We start from the raw sequence: 14,041 nt of genomic DNA, 5'->3' as shown, positions 1-14,041 counted from the left end.
TTTAGAGATTTGCGCTGTACAGAGTTTTTAACGCCGCATCTTCTAAAGCAGTAGTTGGTAACTCTTTATCCATTGTTAATTCAACACGAAGTCCCTTAGGAGGCTGAGTAAACTCGTTGACTAACCTGAATGTTGTGTTGCTATTAGTTTTTAATAGGTAAGGGTAAAGCGCGCTCTCATTTACCATGTTTACCACAAGTCGCTTGTTTCTGTAAGTCTGGTTAGTAAACACCGTATAAGCGTGTTCTGCTTCATTTATATTACTAACATTAGCAACCAAATAAACGTTTGGTAAGTGGTCGGTAATAGCTATACCAATTCTACTGCAAATTTGTTTTAGCCTGTCTGCCACCGTATGTTTGCTTAGCACCTCACGCACGCCTTTCTCAACTACTTTTCTGTATTCGCTTTCATCTTGCATTTTCTCTAGAAAGCTTACAATTTCGTCAGGGTTATCGCTGGCACAAACGATATCGCCAAATTGCTCAACAACGCCTTTAGAATAATTACTAACTACAGGTGTACCAGAAGCTAACGATTCATATACACGGCGAGCAAACATAGTAGGGCTTTGTTTAACTGAATTCATGTTGATTGTGTACTTATAGCCTTTATAAGCTTTCCACATTTCATCTGGCTTTAAATGACCAACCACGCTTTGCTTGAACCTTTCAGGAAATTTAAGGTTTGACTCTTTTCTATATAAGCATCTGTCAAAAATATCGTATTCAACATTTGCTCTTTTTAGTGCGTCAATTAACACGTCAAAATCTGCGCAGCGTTCTTTTTTGGTTGAATAATAGGAACCGGCGAAAGCAGCTTTATTTTTTCGAGGAATAACTTCTGAAGGGTTGTGTATTGCGGGCTGGCAAAAGAAACATAGGGGCTCTGCATCTATCCCGAAGTCTTTCTTATAGCTTTCGACCATATTTGCATCTGTAGTAAATACAAAATCGAATAACTTGGCTGTGGGGGCAAATTTGTCGTAATGAACTGGATCTTCTTTAGACCAAAAGACAGTAGGGATACCCTCTTTTTTGCAATATTCAACAACCTTGGCTAACTCATGCATTTGATTTGGCGCATTGTATGAATTGCCATACATCAGGCTGCCCCATTGGTTATTATTTCCAAACCAGCAACTTTCTACGAATAGGAAATCGGGTTGGAAGTGTTTTAACTCCTCCTTAAAGTTTTTTACCGTCAATACTGTGAGTTCAAATTCACTTTGAAGACACTCAAAAGTGAAGCTGTCAACAATTACAGCCAACTTAACATTACATAGAGTTTTCATTATAAAAACCTGTAAATTGAAAATACTATTGAAAGATTACCCAAAAGCTTTGAAATTTTAGTTGTCTAGTTTGAAATTAATCTTATCTTTCAATGCACTTTCAACTGACGTTGAATTGTGCCTTTCACTAGAAGATATCGAACGTTTATTTAACTCCGCCAATTGACTCTGAACATCCTCGAGTATAGATGAAACTTGCTTTAGTTCACTAAAGACTTTTTGCGTTTGCTCTTCTGCCATTATTTGTTTCTGAACAGTTTTTCTTATAAAGAACGCGAGCTCAGAATTTTCCAAAGACAGAGTCCTTTCTTCTTTTGTTGCATTCTTTTTAAAAATGTAAAAATCAGCTATGGACGTCTCGTCGGCTAAGGATAAGTTAAATGGATAGTAATTTGGCTCAATTCCTATCAATCCCCATTTTGGAAAACCTTTTTTTATGTCACTTATAAAATCTCTAAACCTAACATATTCAGCATCTTCGTTAACGCCTTTTGTGTAAAACTCTTGAGAGTTGCTGTAGATAATTACGAATTTGGAAGATAAGCCGAAAAGCGTCTCAAGGTACTGTTGATAGATTTCATCATTTGACAAATGATAAATTACATCAAGCGACAAAGCCAAATCATATTTTTCTTTAAATTTAGGCAGATTAAAGTCGCTAGGATTGTAGTGCGAGAAAGAGAGATTAGGTTTGTTTGAAAATTTATTTCGGCATATTTCGACAGCAGTTTTACTGATGTCTAGACCCATATACCGCGGGTATTCGATTAAACCGAGTTGCGCGCCGTCCCCACACCCCATTTCAGCTACGGATACAACATTTTTTTCATGTAAAAACTTATTAATAAACGATGCTTTAAATCGTGCTAATCTATTATAAGAACCTGGTCCACTTGACTTTCCGTTTAAATATCTTCTTTCCCAGTAAGCTGCTACATCAAACTCGCTTTTGTCGTTCATAATTAAATCCCAAATATTTTTTAAGCGATAGAAATTTTTTTACGTAACTTGTTCCCAAGTATATCGAGAGCAAAGCCAATAATAGAAACCGACTTTAACCCGGACTTGTTTAAATCAAATGTGAAAGAAGAATTGTAGCTGTACGGCCTAACATTCTCACGTGTGCCGTTTATTATCAGATAGTACGAATATTTTAAATACAGATGGTCACATTCTTTAATTGTAGCCTTACCGTGCACTACATTGCCACTGACTTCTGCCTCTATTTGAAAACTATCAAGAGGTAAGTTTTTTATAACAACCCTGTTTGAACTTAATGTATCGGTCAATGCATTGCAAAAAGTGCTAGTAGTGTCATTTAACCTGCACATTACAGAAAGAATTTTTAAAGTCGTGTCGCGAGGGGGCGGTATGTGCCCTTTCCCCCAGTCACATAAACAAATTAGCTTGTCTTCGTCACCAATCATATGAACATTCTGAACTATCTCGTCTCCCAATCTACCGCAGACAAAAGGAGCTAAGTGTTTGGCGATGTGAGAGTCTGACACATTTTGTAAGTATATTAACTGAGAAAAGTTATCGATATTGGCGGAAGTGATGTCGTGGTGAACGCCTGCTTCATCAAGTATTTGATAAAAATCTGAATCTGAATTAACTTCTTTTTCCAGTTGCAGTGTGGAATTGATAAACTCTGCTACCGAAGTGGCAGAATACTTGGACACGGATGTCTGAGGCCCCCAGACCAAACACTTAGGTGCAGAATTCATTTTAGAGCCCACGTTTATAGCTGCAAACCCACCACCTGAACCGCCGACTAAGCAAGCTTTTAATGAAAATCTATGGCAGATCTCATCAAGAATATTGGCTATTTTTGTACTTAAATCCCCTACAGGAGGAAAACCTAGATACCAACCCAAAGCCAGTTTATCGTTAAGGGCTAAACAAGGATCCGATATTGCTAAGAAGTTCATCTCTAACTCTCGCGCAATCCCTTTTCCGGAAAAAAAGGGAGCTTTTTTTCCCAACCTATCAGAGACTGCGCCCCCGAAGACAACAAGAAAGAATTGTGTTTCATTAGCTTTTTGAGTGAGACCTGATGTGAAGATATCTAGATAGATCCCATCAAAAATTTTTATTTTGTGCAAACCTGGGTTACGAAATGATGAAATGGATTTATCATTTAACTCATCATGAAAAAAAACGTTTTTGTATTGTTCTATGCTATAGGCAGCATTTTCAAAGGATGTTAAAGGTAATTTTTTTTCATACATATTTTTATATCAAAACGGTTTCTTAGAATAGTTGAAGTAATCGAAATCTTGACTGTAACGTTGCACAACTAATTCTATTAAATCATCGCTCCAGTAAGATTTAATTGCTTCACTCGACCCGGTTTTTGAGGGAGATTTGTTCTCTTGGAAATCTTTTTCACTTTTTTCAGCTCCAAAGATTATCTTCCAAACTTTTGTCATATCTAATGCGAAAGTCTCTTGCTTACCGATAAAGTCGTACTTAACTGCAGCACACATAGCGTCAGAGTATTGCACCCTCCAATGGTTATTTTGCTCTTTGTCAGACTGGGTACATATGACGTTTATAAAGTCACTAAAGGAAGGCTGTTTAATGATTCCTAAGTTTTGAGCATACCTCATGAATTCTTTGTAAGGAGCTGATTTTTGATCTTGAAGTCTGTCTAAGTAGCAAGATAGTAATCTAGAAAAAGGGTTTCTCACAAAGGTAAACCTAAAGTACTCATCGCCACTCATTACAGAACTCAATAAATCATCGCTCAATTGATAAGGCGAAACTAGCGGCGAATTTAACCTATCGTGCACAGTTTTATATTTCAAACCACTACCGATTAACTCTTGCGTATAAAGATAGTGCTTAACGGTACTGTTTGCAGCTTTTCCTATCGAGTGAAAATAATATTTATTCTTAATAGATATATAAGAGTGGCTATTGAACTCTTTATATATTTTTACATTTTCAAAATAGTGATTTCTCATTTTTCTCACACCAACTTAAAATTGTTTGCGACACTTTTTGTGAACCTTTTTCATCCAAATGAACATCATCTACTGAATAAGCTTCAAAGTCTTCCATGATTAATTCTAGATCTATGAATGGAGCATTCCGTCTAGAACAATAGCCTCTTAGTATATCATTGGCGATTTTTCGCCTTTCCACGTAACTATTAAAATTTGACTTTGACTTATAGGTTTTTCTGGTAAATGAATCACCGAAAACTGTTGTCCTATGCGGAAATGTGCAAAAAACAACATTTATTCGAAAAGAGACACATGTTTCATGAATCGATCTTATCATCGCCCTAATGCTTTCTCGATTATTCAAAATCGGAGCATTTTCTACTCCAAATTGTTGAGGAATGATAGGTGATAACGTTTTAGTATTAGTCCAGTACAGATTCTTATTTGCGAGCGATAATGCATCATTTGATGGCAGTATAAAAAATAGAATTTTAGGTTTAAAAGGTACAATTTTGTTCAAAAAACTATTAAACAAATGCAGACTTGTGGCGCCTGAATAACCCGCGTTTCGACAAGAGAAACCAAACTTTTCGTTAAAATAAGTTTCACATAGGTCAGTGAATCTTTTCCCTTCACTGACAAACATTGACTCTACAAAAGAGTCACCCAAGAAAAAGACGCTTTGCTCTAAATTTTTGAGGCATTCGTTACTGACGATAAACCCCTGGGAATCAGTATTTAAGAAGTATTCCTTTTTCTCCAAATTCGGACGCAGGGCTAAATATTCTTCCGCAGGAACTTTTACGAGATTTTGATTGACTCCCCACTCTTTCAATCTGATACTTCTTCTCATTAGCTATCCATACCTTTTAGCAATAAACTAGCTACTTTCTCTAGTACTTCATTTGTTTCAAAATTTAAAGTTCGATTCTGAGTTAGTTCAGTTACTTCAAAGTTTCTTAGAAACTTTTTGGCTTCGCTAGTATTTTTAACAACTTTCTGATTTGGCCACACTGTACTCGCTCCTTTCCAATCCCAGATTATGGGTATAGAGCCTGTCAAAAGCCCTTCGCCAATTGCCATATGATACGACTCATGGTCTGACGGAGACAAAATGAACCCAACCATAGTGAACCAGTCGTTTACATCGTCACCCGGTGGATCAAAGATTACTTTGTAACGAAGAGAGGGCGTACTGTTAATGCGCTCAAAGATATTTTGATAGTAAAGACGTTCTTCCTCTTGATTTAACAGCCAACCATAATCGAGTGGATGTTTTCCTTTTATACGTAGGCAAAAGCGTTCATCACTTTCTAGCAACGCTTCAAGCAAGTCGAGCGCTCTATCTAATCTTTTACTCATAGGTGCTACACCAACCATACCTAGGGTGAAGCACGCTTCTCCGGTTTTTCTTTTAGGGGTAAATTTTTCAGTATCCAAGTAGTTAGGGATTACCGAAGTCTTGCTTAAAGGAAAGCCCTTAAATATGTCCAGTGCCTCTTTCCTAGTGTGCTCGCTTACGAAACTAATATGATCAATGTTGTCCCAATTCGACTCCGCCAAATACGGAGTCCGAGATTCCTGTGCATGGAAACGGGCTATCAGTCGTTGATTGGGCAATTTATTTTTTGAATACCATCTGATATTACCTAAACACCACTCGCAAAAAATCACATCGACTTCTTTTAATAAACTCTTGCTCTTCACTTCGTCATGCTTGGTATGACCCTCCCATTGATCAATTACAAATTCAAACAGCCCTGAAGCTTCAAGCTTTTTTTGGAGCAAAGTGAAGAACTTTAGATCATGCCCTGCTAGTAATATTTTGATGACTTTTTTAGCTTTAGGTGGCGGTGGCACTTCGTCAAGCCATTTAGAGATCTCCTTGGAACGTTCACTCAATGTATGACGCTCAGCTAGCTGTTTCAAAGAGGTTGAAGCCTGCTGTGCAATCTCTGAGTCACACAAAGCTAATTCAAGTTTTTCCAAAAAGTCTTTTTCATTATTGGCAAATAATGGATAATCAACGCCGAGCAATTGTTCATGAAGTGAGTTTCGATTTAGTATGGCGGCACAACCTGCGCCCCCATACTCTAAAATTTTTGTCGAGTACTCTACCGTTTCATTCATTCGCTCGTGTCGCCAAGATAGGCCAACACGTGCATTTTGCAAATGATGTTGAACCACTTCTCGAGGTTGTGCACCTAACCAATTTAGTCCTTTTGTAGATTCTAAAGCACTTTTCATATCCTTTACATAATTTGGGTTTTCAACCTCGTTATGTATTTTGTCACCAATTACGACCAAGTTACTTGAGCTTAGCTTGGCGTGAATCTCGGGCCACAAATTAGCCATCTCTAGCGTCATCCAATCGCCCTTAAACTTGCCAGCATAAACTGCAGTTTGAGGCCTATCTGCAATTGGCGTCAGATTTTCTGGCAAATCAGGTATTACTGGAGTGTAAAGCTTAAACTTATCATCACTGAGACTTGGAGCGAGCTCTTTCCAAAGTTTTACAAACCCTGTTGTTTGACAAAGTAACTTATTACACCCCTCACCAAGCCGTTTCATTTCCTTACGTTGTTCAGACGAATAGTCGCTAATGTTTTGTGGAATATCTGTTAAATATAGCCAACAACGCTCTAAGGTGTCTGGTGTATTTAGTAGCTGCAAAGCTATTTCTAAACCTCTTATAACGATAGCATCGTATGGATTTTCGAAATCTAATTTAATAACTAACTCTGCCATCATAGATAAAGACAATCGACGATAAGCAGCACCGCCCCAAAACTTAGACTCAGTACCGTTAACAATCGTAATATTTGGATCAGCTTTTAAAGGAGCGAAAAGCTCATCTCTCTCGGGTTTACTTTTTGCAATGAAATCGACCTTTGCCTTTTTTGATTGAGATGTTGCCAGGGCTATTGTCTGTGCCCAGATGGAGGAACCATCTATATAGTTAAGGTCGGGGTTACCACAAATTAAAACTCTTTTTGTCATTTTCATCCCCAAACTAATTTGTCGTCATTTCTTTAAATACACTAAACTGATCACTATCTATCACGTACAAGTTTGGTTTCGAAAAGTGACTATTTATATCCATCTTAAGTATTTCACTAAGCATATTGGATTGCCAAATTACGCCTGCCATAGAAACTTTTTGGCCGTAACAAAAATGGTCTTTTTCAATACTTTTTGCCCACCCGGCAGCTTCTGGTTCATACAAACTTGCATTTACCAAATCTCTCAAATAATCAGGTCCATAGTAGCCGCTTGTACTGATAAGCCCAACAAAGTCCATTTCTGTTTTATTTGTCTGCACTAGCTCATCTATCTGGTTGCTAGGCAAAACCTGAAGCTTACGATTACCGATCTTTGAGCTCAACAATGCTTCTGAAGAAACGATTGCGATTACTCGAAAGTTTTCATAAGTTTGCTGATTGATAAAATGTTCCAGTACCTCAATCTCTTGAACATGGTTGATTGTGGCTATTAACGTTACATTCGGGTTTGTTTTTAATTTCTTTTCTATACTCAATTGCTCAAAAATATCATTGAGTCTGTGTGCATAAGTATGGCGAGCGAATACCTCACGAATACCTGCCAAGCTACGACGACGCCATTCATTGTCATCAGTGAACAGCGTATGTAGAGCTTCGTTTGCTTCTTCCTGACTTTTTACTAGCCATACCGCGTCCGAATCAAATATATTCTCAATTCCTTTGGCATAGGTACTCACAATAGGTGTCCCGCACGCCATTAGCTCAAAAACTCTTCGAGAAAACATTGTGGGTGACTCTGTGACAGAGTTAACATTTAGAAATACGCGATATTTATTATATTCTTCACAAAGTTCCAGATACGGTAGGCTTCCTTTTATTTCAGACGCATACATTTCAGGAAAAGGAAAAATACCCGTACCATAATTTCGGTCATAAATATCAAGGCCATGTTTCTTTGCCGCAGAAAGCAACCACCCCATCGCTTCGCCTCGCTCAGCGTGCCGATTACCGTACCAACTTCCTGCAAAGCACGCTTTTGGTTTTCTTGAATTTAGCGGGGCAGGCTTATGCAGCATTGGCTGTGCTGCAAACGGAAGTGCATGGACATTTTCATTACCAGTTTTTTCTGTATAGGATTGCTTCATATTGGCATCGGTTGTAAAAATATGTTCAACCAGCTTTGCACTACACATAAACTTGTCGTGATGAACAGGGTCTTCTTTATTCCAAAACAACGTTGGAATTCCGTTTTCCTTGGCGTATTGGCAAATATGAGCAATTTCATCCCCGGGCTTATTTGTGTAATTAGCCACACGATATTGCCAGCTACCGTAATTACCTTTCCATGCACTTTCGATAAAAAATAAATCTGGTTTATACTTTTCAGCAAGTGCATACCAATTATCCGGGCGGGGCTGAATTAGATTGACGTCTTTTTCAAAACAACCCGTGGTAAATTCATCCATTATGCCTATCACAATAGGCTTGCTATTTACCGACAACTCAGGCCAGCCAAAAATACTGATTTCAGCAGCTTGTTGACTAGGGGGTATAAATCGCGATGATTTTGATTTGTCGGGCTTTGGTGACATAGTCAAAGAGCGCAGAACAACAAGTTCCCCCTCCTTATTGTTAAATCCGCACACCCCCAATTTTAAGCTAGTAATGCCTTTAGGCACTTTGAATGAGTGCAATTCCTTTGCTTGGTTGTCAGTACAAGCTATGTACTTAAAATAAGCTTTCAGGTGACCTGATTTTGCCATCTTGCCACACGGCACATCTACCTGTTTATTTTCAGCATCGAAGCTGTTAATCAGTAATACAGCCTTACGATTCTTCACATCTTCTACATTAATATATTTACAGCTCGCTTCAATTATAAGCTCTTGTTCTTCCTTCACCGGCACGCTAAACCATAGAGGTTCTTTTTTCGGTAATTCAATATTTTCAGGTGTATTAAGATTTCCGAAAATTGGACCTTGTTGAGTTGCTGAAAGGTTAGTAACTTGCTGTTTTACTTTACTTGGCTGTTTGGTTTTATTATAAATTTGGGAGCTGCCCTGCCGATTCGACGGGTCCAAATATCTGTGCAGATTATCGAAAGTGCTTTCCTTGATGAACTCGGCAATCCAATCAGAGATGTTTTTTTCAAGCTCTATTTTTTTGGGATTTATACCACTGTTTATAAGTTTCTCTTTTGTTCTCTCATCAGGAACGAACAAGCATGCTCTTAAGTCATTGATAGAACGAAAGACTGCTAATTCCTCACTATTATCAGTGAGTGATAGATCGTTTTCTTTTAACTGGAGCGCAAATGGGACATTTAAAAGATGACAGACACGACAAGCTAGAATAAAAACATCAATACTACCATTTATAATAGCCAATGTAGGACGATATACCATTAGAAAATTAACGTATTGTTCTATTATTTGGTCATTGATAGTCGAACGATTAGAGTCTTTAGACTCGCCTGGCAGCAGGCTAGTAATATATTTAACCCCATCAATGTCATTAAAAGCACTATCTAACGACACCTTCTTATTCATTAACGATTGATAATCTGTTGGCTTTGGAAAGCATAGTGCATCCACCTTGTCACTTACAAGAGACTTTGCAAATTCGTGGATACTTAAGGCATTTTTGTCGTTATCTGTGTTTATACCCTTACTAATGAAAAGAGCAATACGGTTACTATGAGGTAGATAATTATCAGAATTGAGATTAACAGCTGACTTTCTTGCTGATTCGACGACTTTGTCTAATTCCATGTTGAGATTAGCCCAGTATAGTGTGGATGTAAGTAGTTTTCAGACAAAAAAGAGCCGACTGAAGGTAACCTTAAGTCGGCTCTTACCAAATAAATTAGGCTTTAAAAAGACCAGCAAAGTCTAAAGTTTTGCTACTCTTGCTATGAGCTTTAAATTGGCTATGGGCAACTAAATAGACAAGAATGTCTGCGTTGTCTGCTTGCTCTTCTGATACAAGTTTTAACCCATCAAAACTCTTAATATTGGGCTCAACGGCTACCACGTCATTAGCTTCACTTAAAGCTTGAGTAATGTATAACGCTGGTGATTCACGCAAGTCATCAATATCAGGTTTAAAAGCTAAGCCCATGCATGCCACTTGTGGCTTTCTACCGTTTTCTTTTTCAAACTCAAGTACGGCATTTTTAACTTTCTCAACTACCCACTCAGATTTGTAATCATTAGTTCTGCGGGCTTGCTCGACCATTTTGGCTTTGCCATTAGCAGAGTTGACAATAAACCAAGGGTCTACTGAGATACAGTGACCACCTACACCACAGCCAGGTTGCAGAATGTTTACGCGTGGATGATGGTTGGCAAGTTTAATCAACTCGTAAACATCAATATCCATGTCGTCTGCTAGCATTGAAAGTTCGTTAGCAAATGCAATATTTACATCTCGAAACGCGTTTTCTGTCAGCTTTGCCATTTCAGCTGTTTTCGATGTAGTTTCAAGCACTTCGCCTTCGACAAATGTTCTGTAAAATTCAGCTGCAGCCTTAGTAGACGCTTCGTCAACACCACCCACTACACGATCGTTCTCAATAAGTTCTCGCATTATGTGGCCAGGCAGAACACGCTCGGGTGAGTGAGCTACATGAATTTGTGATAAATCAACACCGGCCGCTTCTAGTTCTTCAGCCATCATTTCTGTTGTGCCTACCGGCGATGTAGATTCTAGTAAAACTAGGTTCCCTGGCTTAACATACGGCGCTATCGCTTTGGTAGCACTCTTCACATAATCTAAGTTAGGAACCGGTGAGTTCGTCACTTCATTAAGTTGGTCGTGATGAAACGGGGTAGGCACAGCAACCAAAAAGATGTCTGCTTCTGCTGGCTCTAGGTGAGCACTTAACATACCACTATTAACCGCTGAAGAAACGAAAGTGTCTAATTCTGGTTCAACAATGTGTATTTTACCTTCATTGATAGTATCCACAGCATGCTTGCTAACGTCTACACCATGTACTTTATAACCGCGGTTTGCCAAAAGCGCAGCCGTTGGTAAGCCAATATATCCCATACCAACAACGCATACTGTTTTATTAATTTCCATTAACTTTCTCTCTTAAAACTTCAACAATTCTTTCACATGCTTTGCCATCGCCATACGGATTGTGGGCAAAACTCATTTCTTCGTAAGCTTTTTCATCGGTTAATAACTGATTTAGGCTTGCGGTAATTTTATCTACGTCAGTACCTACTAGTTTAACTGTACCAGCGCTAACCGCTTCTGGTCTTTCTGTTGTGTCACGCATTACAAGTACAGGTTTACCTAAAGACGGCGCTTCTTCCTGAATACCGCCTGAATCGGTCAGAATAATATGAGCCTGATTCATAAGATAAACAAAAGGCAGGTAGTCTTGCGGCTCAATAAGCGTGATATTTGGCACGCCTTTTAGCAGGCGATTAACAGGTTCTTGCACATTTGGGTTTAAATGCACTGGGTAAACAATCTGGCATCCTGGGTGTTGCTCTGCTGTATAGGCAAGTGCTTTACAAATGCGCTCGAAACCACCACCAAAGCTCTCTCTTCTGTGGCCTGTAACCAATATCAACTTTTTATCTTTATTTAAAAAGCTGAAACGCTCTGCCATTTCATTATTCAACGCTGTGTCATTTTTTAGCTTAGCGCTTACATCTAATAAAGCATCAATTACCGTGTTACCCGTTACCGTAATATTTTCTGGGGCTACAGCCTCATTAAGTAAGTTCTGCTGCGATGTCTCTGTAGGCGCGAAATGATATGTAGTAATAGCACCCGTCAGCTTTCGGTTTGCCTCTTCTGGCCACGGAGAATAAATATTCCCTGTGCGTAAGCCGGCTTCCACATGACCTACCGCAATTTGCTGGTAATATGCAGCTAAACTAGTAGCAAAAGTGGTTGCCGTGTCGCCATGAACTAAAACCACGTCAGGTTTGAAATCGGCTAGTATAGGCTTAATACCTTGCAGAATATTAGTGGTTACATCCGTCAGATCTTGACCTGGCTTCATTATATTTAGGTCGTACTCTGGCGTAATTTCGAACAACCCTAAAACCTGGTCTAGCATTTCACGGTGTTGCGCTGTAACACAAACGCGCGCGTCAATTCCCTCTTGTTCTGCAAGTTTTATTGCGAGGGGGGCCATTTTTATTGCTTCAGGCCTTGTGCCAAAAACGGTTAATACTTTCATTTTTAATTTCTCTGCATTAGCTGAAGTTTTAGGGATTGCGATTGCTGATAATACTCTTCAAGCAACTGTTGCGTTTGCTCTAGCTGCTTTTTTTGTTTTAAGAAGTTTTCTGCAGTATAGAATTCAGTGTTGGCCGATACTACACTGCTATTTGTATTAGAGGAGGTGCTAATAGAATTTTGGCGTTTTTTACATAGCCATATACTAGCTTCAACTAAGTCTGTGCCTAGTGTTTTAGCCGCTTGCATGTAAAACTGCTCAGCTTCGCTGAACTTATTTTCTTTAAAGAGGCGATTAGCTTCTTTAATTAGCGAGTGATTTTCGTTTAGTTTATCCATTTTTTACCATCTACTTCCAGTGTACCACAGAGATAAAAATCAGCGCGGATGATAACAAGCATCTCTGCAATACTCAATAACTGGGGGAACTTATGCTTAGGGTTGAATATTAAATATTGTTGCGCCTTTGGGCGTATTTAAATGCTCACTGGTGATTGCCAAACGACGGCGTTTGCTCTCATCTTTCCACTTTACCGATAAGTCGCTATTTTCATTTGCATTATTGTTCAAAAAGAATGTAAGACTACACCGAGAAAGGTAGTCTAGTACTAAAGGTAACGCCCAATATGCCATTTGTGCTTCGTCGCTTTCATTCGCACTGCCAGTAACAATTACTAAGACTCTTGCTTTATCTGCGCTAATAGTACGTTTTAATTCTAGTAGCTTTTCTGCGCAATCATAAAAGAGTACACCTTCAAAAGAACCATCAATACTAGGAACAGAGACTAATGGGGCATGGCATAACTCTACGTAGGCGTCTACCCCTGCATTGCACAGAAGCTCTTTTGTTTTTTGACCATGCTCATAACTTTCTTCAAAGCTAACTATATGCTTAGGCAACGCATTCGCAATATCACTTATATTGCTTGTTTCGTTCAATAAGTTATCGCTGTTGCGTTGTTGTGCACTTCTATCTTGCAAAGCGCTGGCGGCTACAACTGTACTTAATCCACTACCGAATTCAATGATTACATCATAGTTGTTTAAGGCTATTAATGATGATAACTCCGCCAAATTAGGTGCATCCATTGAACGTGAGTCTATTGATATAGGTAATCTAGACAAAGCTGAGAGCTTTCTTAACTCAAGCTGGCTTGCTATATTGCTTTTTTGCTCTTCATGGCATCGCGTTACGTGCTTACCTAATGCATTTGCTATTTCTATATTATCTTCGCTTTGTTTGTTTAGTAAAGACGTAAGCTTTTGTTCGAGTTCACCTACCGCTGATGCGGTTTCTTTACTAGACACCAAAAGTGCATTCTCACGTTTTAATGCTTCAACTTCTTTGCTCAAGGCTTCCGCCTGCTGCTTTCTACTAACAAACCAACCGTGTGTTTCTTTCTGTTTTTCCTCGCTTGCCTTTAGCTTCGCATTGAGTTCTTGAATTTCATTTATATGCGACTCTTTACTTTGCTCAAAGCTAACCTGAAGGTTATCAATGGTTGCTTCAAGTATTTTCTCATTAGCTTGTAAGCCTTCATTATCACCAAGGTATTGTTGTGATTTCTGTAGCTCTGCACGCAATTGCT

At 38.8% G+C, this 14,041-nt stretch carries 11 protein-coding genes; all 11 read right to left on the bottom strand.

Annotated features, from left to right (window positions below):
* Position 1 precedes the first annotated feature (1 nt).
* Positions 2-1,294: a glycosyltransferase family protein gene (locus ACTRWF_RS18320; RefSeq protein ID WP_462835995.1), complete on the bottom strand. Its 1,293-nt coding sequence runs from the start codon at positions 1,292-1,294 to the stop codon at positions 2-4.
* Positions 1,295-1,351: 57 nt separating this feature from the next.
* Positions 1,352-2,254 carry a methyltransferase domain-containing protein gene (locus tag ACTRWF_RS18315; RefSeq protein ID WP_462835994.1) on the bottom strand — a complete coding sequence of 301 codons (903 nt, stop codon included), beginning with the start codon at positions 2,252-2,254 and terminating at the stop codon, positions 1,352-1,354.
* A gap of 20 nt (positions 2,255-2,274) precedes the next feature.
* On the bottom strand, positions 2,275-3,525 hold the full coding sequence (locus ACTRWF_RS18310; RefSeq protein WP_462835993.1) for a hypothetical protein: 1,251 nt from the start codon (positions 3,523-3,525) through the stop codon (positions 2,275-2,277).
* Between the two features lie 9 nt (positions 3,526-3,534).
* Complete coding sequence (locus tag ACTRWF_RS18305) at positions 3,535-4,263, bottom strand: sulfotransferase family 2 domain-containing protein (protein ID WP_462835992.1); 729 nt, start codon at positions 4,261-4,263, stop codon at positions 3,535-3,537.
* Positions 4,244-5,098 carry a GDSL-type esterase/lipase family protein gene (locus tag ACTRWF_RS18300; protein WP_462835991.1) on the bottom strand — a complete coding sequence of 285 codons (855 nt, stop codon included), beginning with the start codon at positions 5,096-5,098 and terminating at the stop codon, positions 4,244-4,246. The genes ACTRWF_RS18305 and ACTRWF_RS18300 overlap by 20 nt, the downstream gene beginning before the upstream one ends.
* Positions 5,098-7,245 (bottom strand): hypothetical protein, encoded by a 2,148-nt coding sequence (locus tag ACTRWF_RS18295; RefSeq protein ID WP_462835990.1) that lies wholly within the window; start codon positions 7,243-7,245, stop codon positions 5,098-5,100. The genes ACTRWF_RS18300 and ACTRWF_RS18295 overlap by 1 nt, the downstream gene beginning before the upstream one ends.
* 13 nt (positions 7,246-7,258) lie before the next feature.
* Positions 7,259-10,018 (bottom strand): glycosyltransferase family protein, encoded by a 2,760-nt coding sequence (locus ACTRWF_RS18290; RefSeq protein WP_462835989.1) that lies wholly within the window; start codon positions 10,016-10,018, stop codon positions 7,259-7,261.
* Positions 10,019-10,112: 94 nt separating this feature from the next.
* Entirely contained in the window at positions 10,113-11,333 is a 1,221-nt protein-coding gene (wecC, locus tag ACTRWF_RS18285) for a UDP-N-acetyl-D-mannosamine dehydrogenase (protein ID WP_462835988.1), read from the bottom strand.
* On the bottom strand, positions 11,323-12,453 hold the full coding sequence (gene wecB, locus ACTRWF_RS18280; protein ID WP_462835987.1) for a non-hydrolyzing UDP-N-acetylglucosamine 2-epimerase: 1,131 nt from the start codon (positions 12,451-12,453) through the stop codon (positions 11,323-11,325). Before wecB ends, wecC begins: the two co-directional genes overlap by 11 nt.
* A gap of 2 nt (positions 12,454-12,455) precedes the next feature.
* Complete coding sequence (locus tag ACTRWF_RS18275) at positions 12,456-12,791, bottom strand: hypothetical protein (RefSeq protein ID WP_462835986.1); 336 nt, start codon at positions 12,789-12,791, stop codon at positions 12,456-12,458.
* 96 nt (positions 12,792-12,887) lie between these two features.
* The coding region (locus ACTRWF_RS18270; RefSeq protein WP_462835985.1) for a hypothetical protein at positions 12,888-14,041 on the bottom strand (1,154 nt) is incomplete at its 5' end.

The sequence above is a fragment of the Alteromonas sp. G5_S2_22_S1 genome (assembly GCF_054968525.1).
This window is presented reverse-complemented; position numbering and strand designations above follow the sequence as displayed.

Bases quoted from the DNA above. Each gene is read 5' to 3' on its own strand.
- ACTRWF_RS18320 (WP_462835995.1), bottom strand. From the start codon at position 1,294: ATGAAAACTCTATGTAATGTTAAGTTGGCTGTAATTGTTGACAGCTTC.
- ACTRWF_RS18315 (WP_462835994.1), bottom strand. From the start codon at position 2,254: ATGAACGACAAAAGCGAGTTTGATGTAGCAGCTTACTGGGAAAGAAGA.
- wecC (WP_462835988.1), bottom strand. From the start codon at position 11,333: ATGGAAATTAATAAAACAGTATGCGTTGTTGGTATGGGATATATTGGC.
- ACTRWF_RS18305 (WP_462835992.1), bottom strand. From the start codon at position 4,263: ATGAGAAATCACTATTTTGAAAATGTAAAAATATATAAAGAGTTCAAT.
- ACTRWF_RS18290 (WP_462835989.1), bottom strand. From the start codon at position 10,018: ATGGAATTAGACAAAGTCGTCGAATCAGCAAGAAAGTCAGCTGTTAAT.
- ACTRWF_RS18310 (WP_462835993.1), bottom strand. From the start codon at position 3,525: ATGTATGAAAAAAAATTACCTTTAACATCCTTTGAAAATGCTGCCTAT.
- ACTRWF_RS18300 (WP_462835991.1), bottom strand. From the start codon at position 5,098: ATGAGAAGAAGTATCAGATTGAAAGAGTGGGGAGTCAATCAAAATCTC.
- ACTRWF_RS18275 (WP_462835986.1), bottom strand. From the start codon at position 12,791: ATGGATAAACTAAACGAAAATCACTCGCTAATTAAAGAAGCTAATCGC.
- wecB (WP_462835987.1), bottom strand. From the start codon at position 12,453: ATGAAAGTATTAACCGTTTTTGGCACAAGGCCTGAAGCAATAAAAATG.
- ACTRWF_RS18295 (WP_462835990.1), bottom strand. From the start codon at position 7,245: ATGACAAAAAGAGTTTTAATTTGTGGTAACCCCGACCTTAACTATATA.